The 21534-nt window shown below is 58.8% G+C and carries 20 protein-coding genes; 1 reads left to right on the top strand and 19 read right to left on the bottom strand.

The genetic code is table 11. From position 1 onward, the window contains the following. Positions 1-11: 11 nt before the first annotated feature. On the bottom strand, positions 12-1925 hold the full coding sequence (ftsH, locus tag CHU94_RS11880) for an ATP-dependent zinc metalloprotease FtsH (RefSeq protein WP_094480088.1): 1914 nt from the start codon (positions 1923-1925) through the stop codon (positions 12-14). A gap of 133 nt (positions 1926-2058) precedes the next feature. Continuing rightward, positions 2059-2745 (bottom strand): RlmE family RNA methyltransferase, encoded by a 687-nt coding sequence (locus tag CHU94_RS11875; RefSeq protein ID WP_094480086.1) that lies wholly within the window; start codon positions 2743-2745, stop codon positions 2059-2061. An 18-nt stretch (positions 2746-2763) separates the two neighbouring features. Here CHU94_RS11875 and CHU94_RS11870 point away from each other — a divergent pair, with 18 nt between their 5' ends. Continuing rightward, positions 2764-3237, top strand: coding sequence for a YhbY family RNA-binding protein (locus CHU94_RS11870; protein WP_094480084.1), 474 nt, complete (start codon positions 2764-2766; stop codon positions 3235-3237). A 47-nt stretch (positions 3238-3284) separates the two neighbouring features. Here CHU94_RS11870 and CHU94_RS11865 read toward each other — a convergent pair whose 3' ends face one another. The 17 genes from CHU94_RS11865 to uppS form a co-directional block, all read right to left on the bottom strand. Then, on the bottom strand, positions 3285-3725 hold the full coding sequence (locus CHU94_RS11865; protein WP_094480082.1) for a DUF4149 domain-containing protein: 441 nt from the start codon (positions 3723-3725) through the stop codon (positions 3285-3287). After that, positions 3725-4201: a transcription elongation factor GreA gene (gene greA / locus CHU94_RS11860; RefSeq protein ID WP_094480080.1), complete on the bottom strand. Its 477-nt coding sequence runs from the start codon at positions 4199-4201 to the stop codon at positions 3725-3727. The genes CHU94_RS11865 and greA overlap by 1 nt, the downstream gene beginning before the upstream one ends. Before the next feature lie 191 nt (positions 4202-4392). After that, entirely contained in the window at positions 4393-7647 is a 3255-nt protein-coding gene (gene carB, locus CHU94_RS11855; RefSeq protein WP_094480078.1) for a carbamoyl-phosphate synthase large subunit, read from the bottom strand. Positions 7648-7670: 23 nt separating this feature from the next. Beyond that, positions 7671-8339: a leucine efflux protein LeuE gene (leuE, locus tag CHU94_RS11850; protein WP_094480076.1), complete on the bottom strand. Its 669-nt coding sequence runs from the start codon at positions 8337-8339 to the stop codon at positions 7671-7673. Positions 8340-8345: 6 nt separating this feature from the next. Next, positions 8346-9515: a glutamine-hydrolyzing carbamoyl-phosphate synthase small subunit gene (gene carA, locus CHU94_RS11845; RefSeq protein ID WP_094480074.1), complete on the bottom strand. Its 1170-nt coding sequence runs from the start codon at positions 9513-9515 to the stop codon at positions 8346-8348. Positions 9516-9696: 181 nt separating this feature from the next. Next, positions 9697-10467 (bottom strand): RNA methyltransferase, encoded by a 771-nt coding sequence (locus CHU94_RS11840; protein ID WP_094480072.1) that lies wholly within the window; start codon positions 10465-10467, stop codon positions 9697-9699. Then, positions 10464-11099 carry a ribonuclease HII gene (gene rnhB, locus CHU94_RS11835; protein ID WP_094480070.1) on the bottom strand — a complete coding sequence of 212 codons (636 nt, stop codon included), beginning with the start codon at positions 11097-11099 and terminating at the stop codon, positions 10464-10466. Before rnhB ends, CHU94_RS11840 begins: the two co-directional genes overlap by 4 nt. Beyond that, the gene (gene lpxB, locus CHU94_RS11830) at positions 11071-12237 is read right to left on the bottom strand and encodes a lipid-A-disaccharide synthase (protein WP_255033930.1); all 1167 of its coding nucleotides are present in this window, start codon (positions 12235-12237) and stop codon (positions 11071-11073) included. Before lpxB ends, rnhB begins: the two co-directional genes overlap by 29 nt. A 2-nt stretch (positions 12238-12239) precedes the next feature. After that, positions 12240-13034, bottom strand: a complete 795-nt coding sequence (gene lpxA, locus CHU94_RS11825) for an acyl-ACP--UDP-N-acetylglucosamine O-acyltransferase (protein ID WP_094480068.1) — start codon at positions 13032-13034, stop codon at positions 12240-12242. 11 nt (positions 13035-13045) lie between these two features. Continuing rightward, a complete protein-coding gene (gene fabZ, locus CHU94_RS11820) occupies positions 13046-13486 on the bottom strand; it encodes a 3-hydroxyacyl-ACP dehydratase FabZ (RefSeq protein WP_094480066.1) in 441 nt (146 codons plus the stop codon). Further along, entirely contained in the window at positions 13483-14466 is a 984-nt protein-coding gene (gene lpxD, locus CHU94_RS11815) for a UDP-3-O-(3-hydroxymyristoyl)glucosamine N-acyltransferase (protein ID WP_094480064.1), read from the bottom strand. Before lpxD ends, fabZ begins: the two co-directional genes overlap by 4 nt. A 30-nt stretch (positions 14467-14496) precedes the next feature. Then, positions 14497-15006 carry an OmpH family outer membrane protein gene (locus CHU94_RS11810; RefSeq protein ID WP_094480062.1) on the bottom strand — a complete coding sequence of 170 codons (510 nt, stop codon included), beginning with the start codon at positions 15004-15006 and terminating at the stop codon, positions 14497-14499. Beyond that, positions 15006-17303, bottom strand: coding sequence for an outer membrane protein assembly factor BamA (gene bamA, locus CHU94_RS11805; protein ID WP_094480060.1), 2298 nt, complete (start codon positions 17301-17303; stop codon positions 15006-15008). Before bamA ends, CHU94_RS11810 begins: the two co-directional genes overlap by 1 nt. A 47-nt stretch (positions 17304-17350) precedes the next feature. After that, positions 17351-18727, bottom strand: coding sequence for an RIP metalloprotease RseP (rseP, locus tag CHU94_RS11800; RefSeq protein WP_094480058.1), 1377 nt, complete (start codon positions 18725-18727; stop codon positions 17351-17353). An 18-nt stretch (positions 18728-18745) separates the two neighbouring features. After that, entirely contained in the window at positions 18746-19945 is a 1200-nt protein-coding gene (gene ispC, locus CHU94_RS11795; protein WP_094480056.1) for a 1-deoxy-D-xylulose-5-phosphate reductoisomerase, read from the bottom strand. Then, positions 19942-20787: a phosphatidate cytidylyltransferase gene (locus CHU94_RS11790; RefSeq protein WP_094480054.1), complete on the bottom strand. Its 846-nt coding sequence runs from the start codon at positions 20785-20787 to the stop codon at positions 19942-19944. Before CHU94_RS11790 ends, ispC begins: the two co-directional genes overlap by 4 nt. 10 nt (positions 20788-20797) lie before the next feature. Then, positions 20798-21523 carry a polyprenyl diphosphate synthase gene (gene uppS / locus CHU94_RS11785; RefSeq protein ID WP_094480052.1) on the bottom strand — a complete coding sequence of 242 codons (726 nt, stop codon included), beginning with the start codon at positions 21521-21523 and terminating at the stop codon, positions 20798-20800. Positions 21524-21534 lie beyond the last annotated feature (11 nt).

Below are 21534 nucleotides of genomic sequence, written 5' to 3'. Positions count from 1 at the left end.
GTGCAGACTAATCAGGCTGCTGTGGGTGCGGGGTCAGACGCTACAGCCGGGGCGCCACCGCTGCCGCCACCACCGTTGTTGGGTGTGCGGGGTGTCCAGTCCTTGGGTGGACGTGGCTCACGGCCAGCCATGATGTCATCGAGCTGCTCACCGTCGATGGTTTCCCAATCCAGCAAGGCCTTGGCCATGGCGTGCATCTTGTCGCTGTTTTCTTCGATCAGCTTGCGCGCCAAGGCGTATTGCTGGTCGATGATGCGGCGCACTTCCGAATCCACCTTTTGCATGGTCTGTTCGCTCATGCTGGTGGTTTTGGTCACACTGCGTCCCAGGAACACTTCACCCTCGTTTTCGGCGTAGACCATGGGGCCCAGCGCATCGGTCATGCCGTAGCGGGTCACCATGTCGCGCGCGATGGAGGTGGCACGTTCAAAGTCGTTGCTGGCGCCGGTGGTCATCTGGTTCATGAACACTTCTTCGGCAATACGGCCACCAAACAGCATGCTGATCTGGTTCAGCATGAATTCGCTGTCGTAGCTGTAGCGGTCTTGCGCAGGCAAGCTCATGGTCACGCCCAGGGCACGGCCACGCGGAATGATGGTGACCTTGTGCACCGGGTCGCACTTGGGCAGCAGCTTGCCGATCAGCGCGTGGCCGGACTCGTGGTAGGCCGTATTCTTGCGCTCCTCTTCGGGCATGACCATGGTCTTGCGCTCAGGGCCCATGATGATCTTGTCCTTGGCCTTCTCGAAGTCCTGCATTTCGACCAGGCGCGCGTTACGGCGAGCCGCCATCAGGGCCGCTTCGTTGCAGAGGTTGGCCAAATCAGCACCGCTCATGCCGGGCGTACCGCGGGCAATGGTCATGGCGCTCACGTCTTGGCCCAGCGGCACCTTGCGCATGTGCACGTTCAGGATCTGTTCGCGGCCACGGATATCGGGTAGCGTGACATAGACTTGGCGGTCAAAACGGCCGGGGCGCAACAACGCAGCGTCCAGAATGTCAGGACGGTTGGTGGCAGCAACCACGATCACGCCAACGTTGGTCTCAAAGCCGTCCATCTCCACCAGCATCTGGTTGAGTGTCTGCTCGCGTTCGTCATTGCCACCGCCCAAGCCTGCGCCACGTTGGCGGCCCACGGCGTCAATTTCGTCGATGAAGATGATGCAGGGCGCGTTCTTCTTGGCGTTCTCGAACATGTCGCGCACGCGGGAGGCGCCCACGCCGACAAACATTTCCACGAAATCGGACCCCGAGATGCTGAAGAAAGGCACCTTGGCTTCACCCGCGATGGATTTGGCCAACAGCGTTTTGCCGGTACCGGGAGGGCCGACCAGCAGCAGACCACGCGGAATGCGGCCGCCCAGCTTCTGGAACTTGGAGGGATCCTTCAAGAAGTCCACGACTTCCTTGACCTCTTCTTTGGCCTCATCGCAACCGGCCACGTCGGCAAAGGTCACGGTATTGGTGTTTTCGTCCAGCAAGCGGGCTTTGCTCTTGCCGAAGCTGAATGCCCCGCCCTTGCCGCCGCCTTGCATTTGGCGCATGAAGTACACCCACACGCCGATCAGCAGCAGCATGGGGCCCCAGCTGACCAGCAAGGTCATGAGCAGGGAGCCTTCTTCGCGGGGTTTGGTGTCGAACTTGACGTTGTTGTTGCGCAGATCGCCGACCAGGCCACGGTCCAGGTAGGTTGCGTTGGTCTTGATGCGTCGGTCATCGGTCGTGATCGCCGTGATCTCGCCGCCGCCAGCGCCATCGGGGATCATGGCGCTCTTGATGCTGCCATTGTTGACCATGTCCAGGAACTCGGAGTAGCTGACCGTGCCCGATGCCGCCGCACGCGTGTCAAATTGCTTGAACACGGTGAACAGCACCAAGGCCACCACCAACCACACTGCAATTTTAGAAAACCACTGATTATTCAAGCGAAGCTCCAATACTGGCGCAAGTAAACGAACCTTGCGTACTTGGGACCCATTTTAGGCGTTTCAAGCGATGAAAGCGCTTATTTCCGGCCGTACGGCCTCAGAAACAGCATGGGAATTGACGGACAAATGCTCAGACCGGCTTGAGGCCCAGGCCCACCAGAAAAGTTTCGGACGAACGGTCGCGCGAAGCCTTGGGTTTGAGGGGTTTGACGGTCACAAACGCCTGCTTGAAGCGCTGCACCACGGCGTTGTAGCTGCTGCCATGGAACACCTTGGCCACCAGGGCGCCCTGGGGTTTCATGTGGTTTTGGGCAAACTCGATGGCGAGCTCGATCAGGTATTCCACCCGGGCAGCATCCGCCGAAGAAATCCCCGACAGATTGGGCGCCATGTCCGACACCACCAGATCCGCCTGTTTACCACCCAATGCTGTCTCCAATAGGGCCAGCGTGTCGGCCTCACGAAAATCGCCTTGAATGAAAGTCACGCCCTCAATCGGCTCCATGGGCAATAAATCCAAGCCGATGATGGTTCCGTTCAGATCGCCCACCGCCGCCCCTTGGGGCGACATGCGGCGGCGCAGGTACTGGCTCCAGGCGCCGGGCGTACAACCCAAATCCACCACCAGCTGCCCCGGCTTGACCAGGTGCAGGGTCTCGTCGATCTCCTTGAGCTTGTAGGCGGCGCGGGCACGGTAACCCTCCTTGTTGGCCAGCTTCACGTAGGGATCATTGATGTGGTCGTGCAACCAGGCCTTGTTGACCTTTTTGTTGCCGGCCTTGTTATCCGGCTTGCTGCTTTTGCTCTGCGTATTCATTGCGTCGATAATACCCACATGCCCCAAATACAACTAACTCCCGCCCAGCGCAAGGATCACCGCGCTGACGCCCACCATCTGGACCCCGTGGTCATGGTCGGTGGCGACGGCCTGACGGCCAACGTCAAAAAAGAAATCGATGCGGCTCTCAATGCCCACGGCCTGATCAAGGTGCGCGTGTTTTCGGACGACCGCACGGCCCGTGAAGAGATGTTCAAGACCCTCGCGGATGAGCTCAACGCAGCGCCCATCCAGCACATCGGCAAGCTGCTGGTGCTGTGGCGCCCCCAACCCGAGAAGGAAAAAGTCATCGACGAGGACCGCAAGCCCGGTCCCCGTGACTTCAAGGTGCTGAAATTCGGCCGCCCCGGCCAGCGCCCCGAAGTGAAAACCTTGCGCGTGCTGGGCAACCAGCGCCTGACACCGGGCGGCAACGTCAAACGTGCCAAACCCAAGCCAAAAACCAGTTTAAAGAAACGCAGCCAGACCTGATCGGGGCCTGAAAGAACTGACAACCGGAGCCAAGCGCTCCGGTTTTTTTATGCCGATTCGGGCGCAGTGTGCGATGCTTTGGTGGCCGCCGCTGCCAACTTAGCAAACACAACCAATGCACACACCCACTGGGTGAAGTACATAGCGCTGCCCGCTTTGTGCCAGAGTGCCAGGTTGTCACGTGCCACGATGCGTGGCGCCACTGCCAGCTCCACCAGCAAGGCCAGCAGCACTCCGGCAACTACAAAAAGAGTAGCTGCTTGCGCAGTATTCACGGGCATTAGAGGTTGATTTGACCTAAAAGTCATGAGCAACAGAGCACCGCATACGACCGAGACCCAGGTTTGCGCAGCGAACAATTTAGCCGCCATCTGACCGGCCATCGCAGGCGTGGGCAGGTGCACGAACAGCATCGGCACCACCATCAGCCCCACCACCGTCAGGCTCATGGCCCAGGCCGCAGCCAGCCAAAGGGGAAGTTGGCGCATCAGATGTAGTGGACGGCGACCACTTCGTAGGCTCGCTCACCACCGGGCGCTTGGACCACGGCGGTGTCGCCTACTTCTTTTCCAATCAGGGCACGGGCGATCGGACTGCTGATGTTGATCAGGCCCTGCTTGAGATCAGCCTCGTCCTCGCCCACGATCTGGTATTTGACCTGTTGGCCGCTGTCTTCGTCTTCCAGCTCCACCGTGGCACCGAACACCACGCGACCGTCGGCCTGAATCGCAGAAGGATCGATCACCTGGGCGGCGGACAGCTTGCCCTCCACTTCCTGGATGCGGCCTTCGATAAAGCCCTGGCGCTCTTTGGCCGCGTCGTAGTCGGCGTTTTCACTCAGGTCACCCTGGGCGCGCGCTTCGGCAATGGCTTGGATGACGGAGGGACGCTCCACGGTCTTGAGTTTGTGCAGCTCGGCTTTGAGCATTTCTGCACCGCGCTTGGTGATGGGATAAGTTGCCATGGTGTCTCTAACTCGGTATTGGGGGCCTCAAAGTACAAGGACAGTGCGGCGCTTGCGCGCGGCACTGTCCCATGCAGTTGGCAGGATTATGCCAAGTTATTAGGCCCCCACGCTCCACCGCTACGCGGGTCGCTGCCCCCAAAAGGGAGCCGCGTTTTAGCTTGGGACGGCCCGGCGTTAAAAAAGACGCTTCAGGCCTGAAGTTCTGCGTGCATCTCCTGCACCGAGATCACACCCAGGCTGTCCAGGTACTTCATACCCTCCACCGCGGCTTCGGCACCGGCGATGGTCGTGTAGGTCGTCACGCGGGCTAGCAAAGCCGAGGTACGGATCTGGCGCGAGTCCGCAATCGCATTGCGGCGCTCCTCCACCGTGTTCACCACCATGGAGATCTCTTCGTTCTTGATCATGTCCACGATGTGCGGGCGGCCTTCTGCCACCTTGTTCACCACGCCGCAGGCCACACCTGCAGCGGTGATGGCAGAGGCAGTGCCCTTGGTGGCCACAATCTCGAAGCCCATGGCGGCCAGCTTGCGTGCTACTTCCACGGCGCGCGGCTTGTCGGCTTGTTTGACGGAAATGAAGGCCTTGCCGCCGCGGGGCAATTTGGCACCGGCACCGAGCTGGCTCTTCACAAAGGCTTCGCCGAATGTCTTGCCCACGCCCATCACTTCACCGGTGGACTTCATTTCCGGCCCAAGGATGGTGTCAACGCCGGGGAACTTCACGAAGGGGAACACCGCTTCCTTCACGCTGAAGTACGGCGGTGTCACTTCCTTGGTAATGCCCTGGCTGGCAAGGGTCTGGCCCGCCATGCAGCGTGCGGCCACCTTGGCCAACTGGATGCCGGTGGCCTTGGACACAAAGGGCACGGTGCGGCTGGCGCGGGGGTTCACCTCCAGCACATAGATCACGTCTTTGCCATCCACATTCTGGATCGCAAACTGGACGTTCATCAGGCCGACCACATTCAGGGCACCGGCCATGGCTTTAGTCTGGCGTTTGATCTCGGCCACTGTGTCGGCGGCCAGGCTATATGGCGGCAGCGAGCAGGCAGAGTCACCGCTGTGCACACCGGCTTGCTCGATGTGCTCCATCACGCCGCCAATGAAGGTGGCACCGGAGCTGTCGCGGATGCAGTCCACATCGCACTCGATGGCATCGTTCAGAAACCGGTCCAGCAGCACGGGGCTGTCGTTGCTCACCTTCACGGCTTCACGCATGTAGCGTTCCAGATCGCGCTGCTCGTGCACGATTTCCATGGCACGGCCGCCCAGCACATAGCTGGGGCGCACCACCAAGGGGTAACCCAGGGCTGCAGCTTTTTCCAGTGCTTCGGGCTCGGTACGGGCCGTGGCGTTGGGTGGCTGGCGCAGCTTGAGTTCGTGCAGCAGCTTTTGGAAGCGCTCGCGGTCTTCGGCGGCGTCGATCATGTCGGGCGTGGTGCCGATGATGGGTACGCCATTGGCTTCCAGGTCAAGCGCGAGCTTCAGGGGCGTCTGGCCGCCGTATTGCACGATCACACCGACCGGCTTTTCCTTGTCCACGATTTCCAGCACGTCTTCCAGCGTCAGCGGCTCGAAATACAGGCGGTCGGACGTGTCGTAGTCGGTGGATACGGTTTCGGGATTGCAGTTGACCATGATGGTCTCGTACCCGTCTTCACGCATAGCCAGCGCGGCGTGCACGCAGCAGTAGTCAAACTCGATACCCTGGCCGATACGGTTGGGGCCACCACCCAGCACCATGATCTTCTTTTTGTCGGTCGGCGCAGCTTCGCACTCGGAGCCTTCGGCCTCGTAAGTGGAATACATATACGCGGTGTTGGTAGCGAACTCGGCCGCGCAGGTGTCCACGCGCTTGTATACGGGGCGCACACCCAGGGCACGACGCTTTTCGCGCACAGCCTTGTCGGTGGTCTTGAACTGGCGCGCCAAGCGGCGGTCCGAGAAACCTTTTTGCTTCAAGGCGCGCAAAGTGGGCGCATCGATCTTATCCAAGGCCGAGCCGCTGGCAGGCTGGGGCAGGCGCTCGATTTCCAACTCCAGCTTCACGATTTGTTCGATCTGCACCAGGAACCAAGGGTCGATCTTGGTCAGCGCAAACACTTCGTCCACGCTCATGCCTTGGGCGAATGCGTCACCCACATACCAGATGCGCTCGGGGCCGGGCTCGCCCAGCTCTTTTTCCAGGACTTCGCGGTCCTGGGTTTTTTCGTTCATGCCATCCACGCCCACTTCCAGGCCGCGCAGGGCTTTCTGGAAAGACTCCTGGAAGGTACGGCCCATAGCCATCACCTCGCCCACGGACTTCATCTGGGTAGTCAGGCGACTGTCGGCTGCTGGGAATTTCTCAAACGCGAAACGCGGGATCTTGGTGACCACGTAGTCGATGCTGGGCTCGAACGATGCGGGCGTGGCACCACCAGTGATGTCGTTACGCAGCTCGTCCAGCGTGAAGCCCACGGCCAGCTTGGCTGCGACCTTGGCAATGGGGAAACCGGTAGCCTTGGAGGCCAGCGCAGACGAACGCGACACACGCGGATTCATTTCAATGACGACCATGCGGCCGTCCTTGGGGTTGATGGAGAACTGCACGTTCGATCCGCCCGTGTCGACGCCAATTTCGCGCAACACAGCCAAAGAGGCGTTGCGCAGAATCTGGTATTCCTTGTCAGTCAAGGTCTGCGCGGGTGCCACGGTAATGGAGTCCCCCGTGTGCACGCCCATGGGGTCCAGGTTCTCGATCGAGCAGACGATGATGCAGTTGTCCGCCTTGTCGCGCACCACTTCCATTTCGTACTCTTTCCAGCCCAAGAGCGACTCTTCAATCAGCAGCTCATTGGTGGGCGAAGCCTCCAGACCGCGCTTGCAGATGGTCTCAAACTCTTCAGAGTTGTAGGCAATGCCACCGCCCGTGCCACCCAGCGTGAAGCTGGGGCGGATCACAGTCGGGAAGCCTACGGTCTTCTGCACGCCCCAAGCCTCTTCCATGCTATGGGCAATGCCCGAGCGCGCAGAGCCCAGACCGATCTTGGTCATGGCATCTTTGAACTTCAGGCGGTCCTCGGCTTTGTCGATGGCTTCGGGTGTGGCGCCGATCAGTTCGACCTTGTATTTGTCCAGCACGCCGTGGTGCCACAGGTCCAGCGCGCAGTTCAGCGCGGTCTGGCCGCCCATGGTGGGCAAGATGGCGTCGGGCTTTTCCTTGGCGATGATCTTCTCGACCGTCTGCCAAGTGATGGGCTCAATGTAGGTGACGTCGGCCGTGGCCGGGTCGGTCATGATGGTGGCAGGGTTGCTGTTGATCAGGATGACCTTGTAGCCCTCTTCACGCAATGCCTTGCACGCTTGCACGCCGGAGTAGTCGAACTCGCAGGCTTGGCCAATGATGATGGGGCCGGCGCCGATGATGAGAATGCTTTTGATGTCGGTACGTTTTGGCATTTCGGTGCTCTTTACTTTTCAAATTAATTCAGACTGGCCGTGGCCAGCTTGGCGCCAAACCACATGAACAGGCCGCCCACGGCACTGGAGAGGCTGGCAGACAGTCGCTTGCGACGGCCAAAGCCTTGCGCCAGACGGGCGCCGGCAAAGATCAAGGCTGACAGGTACAGCGCGCTGAACACCATGATGATGGAGCCCAGGATCAGGAAGGGGATTGCAGGTGTCTCGTAGCTCGGATCAATGAACTGCACAAAGAACGAGAGCAGGAACAAGATGGCCTTGGGGTTGAGCAGGCTGATGACCAGTGCGCGCTGGAAGGGCTGCTGCATATTGGAAGCCGCCTCGCCTACCGCTGACTGCACAGACAGATCTGCCACATCGGCGCTACGCCACTTCTTGAACGCAGCGATCAACAGGTTCACGCCCACCCAGGTCAGGTAGGCTGCTCCTGCGTACTTCACCACCATGAACAGGGCTGGGTAGGTGCGCAGCAAACTGGCAGCGCCCAGCGCGGTGAGCAAGAGCAAAATGGTGTCGCCCAGAAACACGCCGCACGCCCCTTGGTAGCCCGCCTTGACGCCCCGCACGGTGGCCACCGACAGGACATACAGCGAGTTAGGGCCGGGCAGCAAAATGATGCCGATGGCGCCAATCACATAGGTCCAGAGGTCGGTGACACCGTAGAAGCTCATGGCTACTTACCCTGCCTTCTTTTCCATCAGACCGATGAAGCGGTCAAACAGGTACCCGATGTCATGCGGGCCGGGCGAGGCTTCGGGGTGCCCCTGGAAGCAGAAGGCTGGCTTGTCGGTGCGCTCCAGGCCCTGCAGCGTGTTGTCAAACAGGCTGATGTGCGTGGGGCGCAGGTTGACCGGCAAAGTCTTCTCGTCCACCGCAAAACCGTGGTTCTGGCTGGTAATGGAGACGCGGCCGCTGTCCAGATCCTTGACCGGGTGGTTGGCACCGTGGTGGCCGAACTTCATCTTGAAGGTCTTGGCACCGCTGGCCAAGGCCATGATCTGGTGGCCCAGGCAGATACCAAACGTGGGCGTGCCGGTTTCGATCAGCTCCTTGGCCGCAGCAATGGCGTAGTCACAAGGCTCTGGGTCACCTGGGCCGTTGGACAGAAACACGCCATCAGGCTGGTGCTTGAGGACTTCGGCGGCCGAAGTCTGCGCAGGCACCACAGTCACCTTGCAGCCGCGCTCAGCCAACATGCGCAGGATATTTTTCTTCACACCAAAGTCATAGGCGACCACATGGAATTTGGGTGCCGTTTGCTGGCCGTAGCCTTGGCCCAGTGTCCATTCGGCTTCCGTCCAGCTATAGCTGGCCTTGCTGGACACCACTTTGGCGAGGTCCAGGCCGGCCATGCTGGGCGCGCCCTTGGCGGCGGCCACGGCCTTGTCGATGGCGTCCTTGGTGATGGACTCACCTGGCGCCAGCGCCAGGATGCAACCGTTCTGCGCGCCCTGGGTGCGCAGCTGGCGGGTCAGCTGACGGGTGTCGAGGTTGGCAATGGCCACGGTGCCTTCAGCGACCAAATATTCGGTCAGCGTCTGGGTGCTGCGGAAGTTGCTGGCCACCAGCGGCAGGTCCTTGATGATCAGACCGGCGGCAAACACCTTGTGGGACTCGACGTCCTCGGGGTTGATGCCGTAGTTGCCAATGTGGGGATAGGTGAGCGTGACGATCTGCTGGCAATAGCTGGGATCCGTGAGGATCTCTTGGTAACCGGTCATGGAGGTGTTGAACACCACCTCACCGACGGTGGAGCCGGGAGCTCCGATGGAATTGCCAATATAGACCGTGCCGTCTGCGAGCGCCAGGATGGCGGGTGGGGTGGTTCCCTTGAGAGACAAAAGCACTGGTTTCTCCGAATGTTTTACGGGTACGCCCAAACGCGCTCAAGACAGGCTCTTGGCGGGTGCCGCGCGGGAGATGACTCCTGGCGGATGCTTTTTACGAGGGAATGTGCAGAGTTGCGCTTGGGACGGCTGTTTTCTGGAAAGCCTCTGATTATAACCGAGGGCAAACCCGAATTCAGTTTCAGGCAAGCTTCAAACTGCTAGCGTGCAGGCAAATAGCTGCCGCGGCGGCCACATTTAGGGACTCCTCGCCGCCGGGCTGACCAATCCGGACGAATACGCTGGCGCGCGCCATGAGTTCGCTGGAAACACCCTGCCCTTCATGGCCCATGGCCCAGGCGCAGGGATGGGGCAAGTCCAGCGTCTGCACCAATTCCCCTTGGTGGGAACTGGTGACAACCAAGGGAACGGCCAAGGTATCCATATCGGCGAGCTCCAGCCCCTCAATGAGTTGCAAGCCAAAGTGCGCCCCCATGCCGGCTCGTAGTACTTTGGGGCTCCAGAGCGCGGCCGTGCCCTTGAGCGCCAGCACCTGGCGAAACCCAAAAGCACCGGCACTGCGCAGGATGGAGCCCACATTGCCCGCATCCTGCACGCGGTCCAGGATAACGGTGGCCACACGTGGCTGGAGCGCGATGTCCTGCGGCAGCTCCAGCACAAAGCCCACCTTGGCAGGCGACTCCAGGCCACTCAATTCACGGAACATCACATCCGGAATTACTACTATTTTGATAGCTGCTCGCGCATATTCGACGGGGGCCATAGGCCAAAATGACTCTGAAACTACCAAAACAGCAGGTTGCAGACCACGCAGCAGTGCGGCGCTGCAGAGGTGGTCGCCTTCGACCCAGTAGCGCCCGGCCTTGCGGTAGGCGGTGTTGTCCGTGCTGAGCTTGCGCAGCTCCTTGAGCAGCACGTTTTCGCGGGAGGTGATCAAGACGGGCTCGCTCATCGCGTCACACCCAGCACTTGGGTGACAGGTGCAAACGTTTTGCGGTGCTCAGGGCAAGCACCGTGGGCTTGTAGCGCCGCCAAGTGTTCGGCCGTGCCGTAGCCCTTGTGGCCGGCAAAGCCGTACTGCGGATACTGCTGGTCCAGCTGGGCGCACCAGCGGTCCCGCGTGACTTTGGCCAAGATGGAGGCGGCTGAAATGGCAGGCACGGTGGCGTCGCCCTTCACAATGGCCTCTGCCAGCACATCCAGCACCGGCAGGCGGTTGCCATCCACCAGTACCTTGGCGGGCTTCAGGCGAAGGCCCTCCACCGCGCGGCGCATGGCCAGCATCGTGGCCTGCAGGATGTTGATCTCGTCGATCTCCTCCACACTGGCCTGCGCGATCGAGCAGCACAGGGCCTTGGCCCGGATTTCATCAAACAGTTTTTCTCGGCGCGCAGCACTGAGCTTCTTGGAGTCGTTCAGCCCGGCAATGGGGTTCAGGTCGTCCAAAATGACAGCAGCCGCGACCACCGGTCCGGCCAGTGGGCCGCGGCCGGCCTCGTCTACCCCCGCGATGAGCCCGGGCAGATCCCAGGCGAAGGCAACCTGATGGGCGGGCTCAGGCTTGGAGGACTTTTTCGATGGCATCAGCGGCAAGGGTGGCAGTGTCGCGCTGCAGCGTGGCATGCAGGGCAGAAAAGGTGGAATACAAGTCCGCCATTTTCGCAGGGTTGTGGTACGGGGCATCCAGCCAAGCCAAGACTTCATGGGCCAGCGCCTCGGGCGTAGCGGCATCCTGCAATAGCTCGGGTACCACAAAACGCTCGCACAAGATGTTGGGCAGACCGACCCACGGCTGCAGTCGCTTGCGCCGCATGATCTGCCAGGACAACCAGGTCATGTGATAGCCAATGACCATGGGGCGCTTGAACAGTGCAGCCTCCAAAGTCGCTGTGCCGCTGGCAATCAGCGTGACGTCGCAAGCGGCCAGCGCGGTATGCGACTGGCCAGAGAGCAGCTGCAAACGCCCTTGCATACCGCTTTGTTGTGCCAGACTTTCGATTTCAGGCATCAAGCCCGGCACGCATGGCACTATGAATTTGGTAGCTGCTTGCGCAGATTGGACAATGGCTGCAGCCCGAAAGAAGCGCAAAGCCAGGTGCCGGATCTCGGACTGCCGGCTGCCCGGCAGGATGGCAACTACTTTGTCCTCATCCGCCAAGCCCAGCGCTCGGCGTGCGGCGGCCTTGTCCGGCTCCATGGGGATCACATTGGCCAGTGGGTGACCCACATAGGTGGCATCGATGCCGTGGGCTGCCAGCAAGGCTGGCTCAAAGGGGAAGAGGCACAGCACGTGGTCCGCGCTGCGGTAGATCTTTTCGACCCGCTCCGGGCGCCACGCCCAGACGGAGGGGCAAACGAAATGCACCGTCTTGACGCCCTGCCCCTTGAGGCGGGCTTCCAGGTCCAGATTGAAATCGGGCGCATCCACGCCGATGAAGACGTCGGGCCGTTGCTGCAGCAAGCGGTCGCCCAACTGCTGGCGTATGCCCACGATCTCGCGGTAGCGTTTGAGCAACTCCCAGCTGAAGCCATGCACGGCCAGCTTGTGGTGCGGCCACCAGGCGGCAAAGCCCTGCTTGGCCATCTGTGGGCCGCCGATGCCATGGGTGGTCAGCGCAGGCCAACGTTGACGTACGCCCTGCAGCAAAAGGCCAGCCAGCAGATCGCCGGAGGCCTCGCCGGCCACCATGGCCAGCGCGGGGGCCGACGAAGCAGCTGCCATGCCTAGCGCACGATGCCGCGTTGGGCCGAAACACCGTCCAGAAAGCCATTCATCATGGCCACGTCGGGGGAGGTCGCGGGATTCGCGGCTTCCAGCTCTGCAATGCGCAATCGCGCCTGTTCCAGCGTCAGGTCGTCACGGTACAGAGCCTTGTGCATGGCCTTGACACCGCTGATGCGTTCAGCCGAGAAACCACGGCGGCGCAGCCCTTCGAAGTTCATGGAACGAGCACCCGCAGGCTGGCCCTGGCACATTACGAAAGGTGGCACATCGGCAAACAGCAGGGAGCACATCGCCGTCATGGCGTGGGCGCCCACGCGCACAAATTGGTGTACCACGGTAAAGCCGCCCAGGATTACCCAGTCATCGATGTGCACATGGCCAGCCAGCTGCGAGTTGTTGGCGAAGATGGTGTTGTTGCCCACCAAGCAATCATGTGCAAGGTGTACATAGGCCATGACCCAGTTGTCATTACCCAGCACTGTCTTGCCAACATCGCCAGGCGAGCCGATGTTGAAGGTACAGAATTCGCGAATGGTATTGCGGTCACCGATGATGAGCTCACAAGGCTCACCCGCGTACTTCTTGTCTTGTGGAATCGCACCCAACGAGTTGAACTGGAAGATGCGGTTATCGCGGCCAATCGTGGTGTGGCCTTCAATGACGCAGTGCGCCCCTACCGCGGTACCAGCGCCAATACGAACATGAGGACCAATGATGCTGTAGGGCCCAATAGTCACCGAACTGTCGAGCTCGGCCTGAGGGTCCACGATGGCAGTGGCGTGGATATTGCTCACGCGCCGACTCCTCAGGCAATGCTGCGCATGGCGCAGGTGAGCTCTGCCTCGCAGGCCAATTCGTCACCCACGGTGGCACTGGCTTTGAACTTGAAGATGCCAGCCTTCATACGCAGCATTTCCACATTCAACATCAACTGGTCACCCGGCTCTACGGGGCGCTTGAAACGCGCACCGTCAATGCCGGCAAAGTAATACACCATCTGGTCATTGGGTGCGGTGTCCAGTGCATCAAATGCCAGCAGGGCTGCGGCCTGCGCAAGCGCTTCCAGCATCAACACACCCGGCATGACGGGGCGATGCGGAAAATGGCCCTCAAAAAAAGGTTCGTTGATGGTGACATTCTTCAGTGCCTTGATCGTCTTGCCCTTGTCCAGCGCAACCACACGATCCACTAACAGAAAGGGATAGCGGTGGGGCAATTGCTTGAGGATTTTGTGGATGTCCATCATGATTTTTGTAACTCTTTTTCCAAGGTTTTGATACGGTCGCGCAGGCTGTGCAACTGCTTGAGCGTTGCTGCATTGCGCTCCCACGAGGCGTTCTCGTCAATCGGGAACATGCCGGTGTACTGACCGGGCTTCAAAATCGATTTGCTGACTACCGTGGCCGCAGAAATATGCACCCCCGCCCCCACCTTCAAATGCCCCAACACGATGGCGCCGCCACCGATGGTGCAGTTGGGGCCGATGGTGGCCGACCCCGCCACGCCGACGCAACCAGCCATGGCAGTGTTACGGCCTACGCGTACGTTGTGTCCGATCTGGATGAGGTTATCGAGCTTGACGCCATCTTCAATGACCGTGTCTTGCAAGGCACCACGGTCAATGCAGGTGTTGGCACCAATCTCCACATCGTTGCCAATCTGTACGGCCCCCAGCTGCTCTATTTTTTCCCAGCGCTCGCCATCAGGGGCAAAGCCAAAGCCATCGGCACCAACGACGACCCCAGAGTGCAACAGGCAGCGTTCGCCGACCACACAGTCCTCACCCACTGTGACGCGGGACTTGAGAACCGTATCGGCACCAATACGGGCACCTGCCTCGACCACGCATAGCGGGCCTATCCGTGCCGTCGCATCCACAGTGGCAGTTGCGTCTATCACGGCGCTGGGATGCACCTGGGGTTGTGGTGCCACGTCACCTTGCTGGCTGCGATGCAGCTTCCAAAGCTGTGTCACCTTGGCAAAGTAGAGATAGGGCTGTGAGGTGACGATACACGCCCCCCGTACCAGCGCCACCTCTTGCATGGCGGGTGACACAATGACACAAGCGGCCCCGGAGGCCGCCAGTTGCTGCTGGTACTTGGGGTTGCTAAGAAAGCTCAACTCTTGGGGCCCGGCCGTTTCCAACGGTGCCAGCCCTTGGATTGGGATTGCCGGATCTCCGTGCAGCTGACCACCCAATACTCGCACTATGGAGGCAAGATCCATACACTCCCCCCGCGCGCGGCGATCCAAGACTTACTTGGTGCCGTTATTGAGAATCTTGAGAACCTTCTCGGTAATGTCATGGCGTGCGTTGCTGTACACCACCTCTTGAATCACCAAGTCGTATTTCTCGGCTTCGGCTACTTGCTTAACCGCCTTGTTGGCCTTGTCCAAAACCTGCTGCAACTCTTCGTTGCGGCGACCATTCAGGTCCTCTTGAAACTCACGTTGCTTGCGCTGAAAATCACGATTTTGTTCGGCGAATTCTTTCTGGCGTGTCACGCGCTGGGTTTCGGTCAGCGTGGGAGCATCACGCTCGAAGCGGTCGCTCATAGTTTTAAGCGACTGCTGTTGATCTGCCAACTCTTTTTGACGCTTGGAAAACTCTTGCTCCAACTTCGCTTGGGCGGCCTTTGCCGGCCCCGACTCACTGGTGATGCGCTGGGTGTTGATGTACCCGATCTTGGAGTCCTGGGCATGGGCACCCACGGCGGCAAATGCCAGAACCAGTGCTGCGGCCCACATTGCTTTGAAGTGTTTCATTAGAAAGTTGTTCCGATCTGGAATTGAAGACCTTGGATTTTATCGCCTTCAAATTTGGTAATGGGACGGGCAAATGCCAAACGCAGAGGGCCCACCGGAGAAATCCAGCTGATACCCACACCAAACGAAGATCGCATGTCGCCCAGCTGGATAGATTCGTCAGCCCCGTAAATGCCACCGGCATCCACAAAACCGTACACACGCAAGGTACGGTCGTTGCCGCCACCGGGCAGTGGCGCAAGCAGTTCTCCATTGAAGGTGATGCGCTTTGTGCCGCCAGTGGCTGTCAAGGACCCCGCACGCTGAGCTGCAGTGGTCAGGCTGCCCTGCTCAAAACCCCGCACGGAGCCCAAGCCGCCCGCGTAATAGTTTTTAAACACCGGATAGGTGGTGCTGCCAGTCGCAGCTCCCAATGCGATCTCTGAGTTAAAGGCTGCAGTGACCTTGCGGGAAATGGGGAAGAACTGCTGATACTGCGCCGTACCACGTGCGTACCGCAAATCGCCGCCAACACTCCATTCCGCGCTGGTACGCAGCACCTTGCCTGTGCTGGGTACCAAGGCACTGTCACGCGTGTCACGTGACCAACCAAGCGTAAACGGCAGTGCTGTGCTGCTGTAGCCAAATTCGTTCGCGTAATCTTGGTAGACGGTTGGCAACAACGTACCGGGAATGATGCGGGTGCGGTCTGCACCAACGCCTAGGTATACGGTGTCCGAATCGGTAAATGGAATCCCAAAGCGCACAGCCGCGCCTGTGGTTTCGATCGCATAGGTATCGACATCGTCATAAGGACGAGACGTACGTTGGTACACGTCAATCGAGCGCGACACGCCATCTTCTGTGAAGTAGGGGTTGGTGGTACTGAAGACCACCGTACGGTTGGTCTTGCTTGTGTTGATCTCTACCCCAAGAGAATTACCCGAACCAAATGCGTTTTCCTGCTTGAAGCCGAAAGACAAACCCAAGCCATCCGCGCTCGAAATACCGGCCCCCAGACTGATGCTGCCGGTGGGCTTCTCAGTCACGTTTACAGTCAGGTCCACCTGGTCCGGCGCTCCAGACACCTCCTGCGTTTCGATACCGACTTCTGTAAAGTACCCCAAGCGGTCAACACGATTGCGGGACTGGCGGATTTTTTCACCGTCGTACCACGCCGCCTCCAGTTGTCGAAATTCACGGCGAATCACTTCATCGCGCGTACGGTCGTTGCCAGCCACATTGATACGCCGCACATACACCCTGCGAGAGGGCTCTGCAACCAGCGTAATCGCAACGCGGTTGGTCGTGCGATCAATGTCAGTCCGCGCTTCGGTGCGCGCGAAGGCGTAACCGAAATTGGCAAAGTAATCGTTGAAGGCCTTGGTCGTTTGTGTTACCTCGGTCGCGTTGTAGGCCTCCCCGGCCTTGATCGCGATCAGGGACTGAAACTCTTCGTCTTTGGCCAAGTAATTGCCCGCCAGCTTGATGCTGGAGACTACAAACCGCTCGCCCTCTGTAACGTTGATGGTGATATCAATGTCCTGTTTGTTCGGGGAAATGGCAACCTGCGTGGAGTCCACTTTGAACTCCAGGTAGCCGCGTGAAAGGTAGTAAGAGCGCAAAGACTCAATATCTGCATTGAGCTTGGTGCGCGAGTAGCGGTTGGACTTGGTGTACCAACTCAACCAATTACCCGTGTCGGAATCAAACAAATCCCGCAAAGTGCTCTGTGAAAACGCGTTGGCCCCCACAATTTTGATGTCATTGATTTTTGCGGTCTCCCCCTCCACAACCGCAAAACTCAAGTTGACGCGATTGCGCTCGATGGGCGTCACTGTCGTGACAACCTCGGTGGCATACATGCTTTTATTGATGTACTGGCGCTTGAGCTCTTGCTCAGCCCGGTCTACCAAGGCTTTGTCAAAAGGCCGTCCTTCAGTCAGCCCAGTTTCGCGCAAGGCTTTCTTGAGCACGTCCTTGTCAAACTCACGGGTGCCGGTGAAGTCCACATCGGCGACCGTGGGACGCTCTTCAACAATAACCACTAAAACGCCGTTGTTCGCTTCAATCCGGACATCCTTGAACAATCCCAAGCCGAACAAAGCGCGGATAGACGCTGCGGCTTTGTCATCTGTGTAGGTGTCCCCCACACGCACAGGCAAAGACGCAAAAATGGTTCCAGCTTCCACCCTCTGCAAGCCCTCCACGCGAATGTCGCGGACCGCAAATGGCTCCAGCGCCATCGCAGCTTGCGCCACCAGCCCAATCGCCAAGGAGCAAGCGACAGCGCGCAAAGAAGATCGTTTGAAATACATAGTTGCCAGTTCTAAAAGTGTGGGCTGCGCAGCCTGTAGGCACACGCTCAACTCAAGAGTTGGGCCACATCGTTGAATACCGCAATCGACATCATTGCCAAGAGCACACCCAAGCCAGCACGCTGCAGGAAACCCATCCATGCATCAGACACAGGGCGCCCTGTCAACGACTCCCAAAGATAATACATCAGGTGTCCCCCATCGAGGACCGGGATGGGCAGCAAATTCAGAACACCAAGGCTGATGCTGATCAGTGCCAAAAACACCAAATACTGGGACCATCCCACTGCCGCCGATTTACCAGCGTAATCAGCAATAGTCAGGGGGCCACTAAGGTTCTTCAGGGAAGCTTCTCCGACGACCATCTTGCCCATCATTTTGAGCGTCAATATAGACACTTCCCAGGTGCGCACCAGCGATCGCTCCACACCCTCCCACAAGCCGTATTGAACCATTACCGTCAGAGGCTTGTCACCCACCATTGCGTTCACTCGACCGATCAACTGTCCATCCACCGACTCTTGGCGGGGCTTGACCCATAGAACAACTCGCTGACCATCACGGTCCAATTGCCAACGCTGGGCAGCAACAGGGTTGGCAATGCCTGCCGAACGAATCAGTTCACGCAGCTGCGCGGCGTCCACCATTGGAATGTCGTCCACGTGGGTGACTAAATCACCTGCCTTCAAACCCGCGTAGTCGGCGGCCCCACCTGGAACAACATCCCCAATAAGCGCAGCCGACAAAGGCCCCTGCCAGCCGATGGCGCGAAAGAGACGGGCGTCCGCAAGCCGCGTGTCCAAGGCACCCAAGTCCAGTGTGCGTCTCAGTACGGTACCTGCATCTCCTGTGGCAGAGGCAGACTCTTGGTACTCAACAAACAAATTGGCTTTGGCCAGCGCGGCCTGCGTCAACCACCACCGAAAGTCTTCAAACGACTGGACGTGCTCCATAGTGCTGGGGTCAGTGCCAGCAGCCAAAACACGCTCCCCCCCCACGAACCCGGCTTGGGCCGCAACAGAGCCGGCCAGCGGACGAGAAAGCACAGCATCCAACTGTACGGAGCCAGACCAGTAGACGATGCTATAGAGCATAATAGCCAGCACCAAATTGGCCAGCGGACCAGCGGCCACAATGCAAGAGCGGATTCGCAAGCTTTGGGCGTCAAAAGCGCGATGAGACTCGGCATGGTCTACGGGGCCTTCGCGCCCATCTAGCATTTTTACGTAGCCGCCAAGAGGCAACATACACAACACAAACTCCGTGCCAGACCGCGGAGAGGTCCACCCCCAAATCTTCGGACCAAAACCTATCGAGAAGCGCAAAACTTTGACACCTGACGCCACCGCCACGCGGTAGTGCCCCCATTCATGCACAGCAATCAAGATCGCAAGTGCAAATACGAACGCAGCAGCCGTTTGCATGGCAATGCCTCCTCGTGGTTAAGGTGCCAGCCTAGATATGGTCCGCTGGGCTATCTGCCTGGCCGACTGATCAATCTCCAAAAGATCGTCAATAGACCGCGGGGCGGAAAATTTGGTTGAGGCGAGAGTTTCCATATTGACCCGATGAATCTGGTCGAACCGAATCTCACGCCCAAGAAACGCTGCCACTGCAATCTCATTGGCGGCATTGAGAACGGCAGTCGTGCCCTGAGGACCAGACATGGCATCCCAAGCCAGTTGCAAACCAGGAAAGCGCTCCGAGTGGTCATGGGCATGAATGGCCTCAAAACTCAAACCAGCCAATTGGGAGAAATCAATGGCCGCAGATCCAGACACAACGCGGTGCGGCCAAGACAATCCATACGCAATCGGACCACGCATATCGGGGGTTCCTAGCTGGGCAACTACGGAATTGTCTATAAACTGCACCATGGAGTGAATCACACTTTGCGGATGAATCACCACCTCAATCCGTTCAGCGGGCATTCCGAACAAGTAACGCGCCTCTATGACTTCGAGTGCCTTGTTCATCATGGTGGCCGAATCTACCGAAATTTTCCGCCCCATTACCCAGTTGGGGTGGGCACAGGCTTGCTCGGGAGTCACCTGATACAGTGTCTTAGGGTCACGCGTGCGAAAAGGACCGCCAGATGCAGTGAGGATAATTTTGTCCACCGTTGTGGACCAAAGTGAACGACTTTCTGGTAGCGACTGGAAGATCGCGGAGTGCTCGCTATCAATGGGTAACAAAGTAGCACCACCGGACAGCACCGCATCCATGAACAGCTGTCCGCCCACCACCAAAGCTTCCTTGTTGGCCAAGAGCAAACGCTTACCTGCCCGTGCAGCCGCCATACACGATGGCAGCCCTGCTGCCCCCACAATCGCAGCCATGACCGTATCTACATCCGGATGCGAAGCCATGGTTTCCAGGGCGGTCGCGCCACTGAGTACCTCAGTGGATACGCCAGCGCCACGCAGACGCGTGCGCAACTCAACGGCATGCTGCTCACTGACCATTACAGCAAACTGAGGGCGGTGGCGCAGGCACTGGGCCAGCATTGCCTCAACGTTCGTCGAGGCCGTCAATACAAATGCCTCGAACTGGTTCGGATGCCGCGCAATGACATCCAGCGTATTCACGCCAATGGATCCTGTCGCCCCTAGCACGGCAATGCGACGTGGAAGGGCACTCATAGTGACTGCAACATCATGGCCATGGGAAGCACGGGCAACAGCGCATCCAAACGGTCCAACACACCACCATGGCCTGGCAACAGGTTGCTGCTGTCCTTCACGCCCGCGCTACGTTTGATCAGTGACTCCACCAAATCTCCCACTACACTCCAAGCCGCCATCCACACAATGGCTACCGCAGTGACGAGCGCACCCCGCTGCCAGAGCCGACTGTAAATGCTGACACTGTCCAAACGCACACGTTGCTCCACCAATATCCAGAGCAGTGCACACAGCGCCACCCCAAACAAGCCACCCAATACCCCCTCCCAAGTTTTACCCGGACTAATGGTGGGGGCAAGCTTACGAGCAAACAATTTACCCCCGAGCAGACGGCCTGAAAAATATGCAGCGATGTCAGCCACCCACACCAACACCATGACCGAAAAGAGGAAATTAATACCTATTACACGCGCCTGCGTGACCGCCAACCAAGCGGCGCAAAGACAGGCCACACCGGCTGACCAGCGAACGGGCTTCGGAAGTGATATCCAACTTGCAGCACCACGGGCAAGCAACCAGCTACCCCCCAAAACCCACAGCGCAGCAACAGCAAGCCAAAGGCCAGCCACAGGCATATCTCCGTCGGAAAAGTACAGCAATACAGTGCACACTGCGACGCAAACCACACCCGTGACTAAAGCTTCGAAATTGCCAAATTGATTCAAACGAGCCCATTCCCAACCACCCGCCGCAATGAGAAGTGTCGCCACGACTGCAAAAGCCAAGGGCTGAGGATAAAAAACGGCGGGCAGCAGCACCGCCAGAAGCAACAAAGCCGTGATCACGCGCTGCCGCAACATGGGTATCCTTTTAAAGAGGTGGAACGCTGGCTTGCGCTACTTGGGCCGACGTTTTGCCAAAACGCCGTTCACGGGCATGGTATTCGGTAATCGCCAAGTCCAACGCGTGTTCGTCAAAATCCGGCCAAAAGGCCGGACTGAAATGCAGCTCTGTGTAAGCGGCCTGCCAAAGCAGAAAATTGCTCAAACGGAACTCCCCTCCTGTACGTATCAGGAGATCGGGATCTGACTCAATGTTCCGCAGCAATACCTGGGACAAGGAGCTTTCAGTAATTGCCTCGCCACGCGCAGCGAGATCAGCTGCGGCTTGCGCAATTTCCCAACGTCCGCCGTAGTTGAAACACACATTGAGTGTCAACAAACGGTTATCCATCGTATCCAACTCTGCACGGGTCAGGCCTGCTTGGACACGATCCGACAAGCCAGAGCGATCACCGACAAATCGCAAACGCACACCGTCTTGCTTGAGTTGGGATACCTCCCGCGACAATGCTCCCGCAAGAAGATCCATAAGACCTGTCACTTCTTCCTGAGGCCGGCTCCAGTTCTCAGACGAAAAAGCAAATACAGTCAGCACAGCAATTTGTCGCTGCGCACAAGCACGCACTATGCGTTTTAAGTTATCAACACCTTGTTTGTGACCAGCAATACGCGGTAAAAACCGTTTAGTGGCCCAACGTCCATTACCATCCATCACGATGGCTATATGCTGCGGCCCAGCATCGGGATGTGCCATGGAGGAACCGA

It is taken from the genome of Rhodoferax sp. TH121, assembly GCF_002251855.1.
Classification (GTDB): domain Bacteria; phylum Pseudomonadota; class Gammaproteobacteria; order Burkholderiales; family Burkholderiaceae_C; genus Allorhodoferax.
The sequence above is the reverse complement of the archived record's forward strand: the minus strand, read 5'-3'. Positions and strand labels throughout refer to the sequence as shown.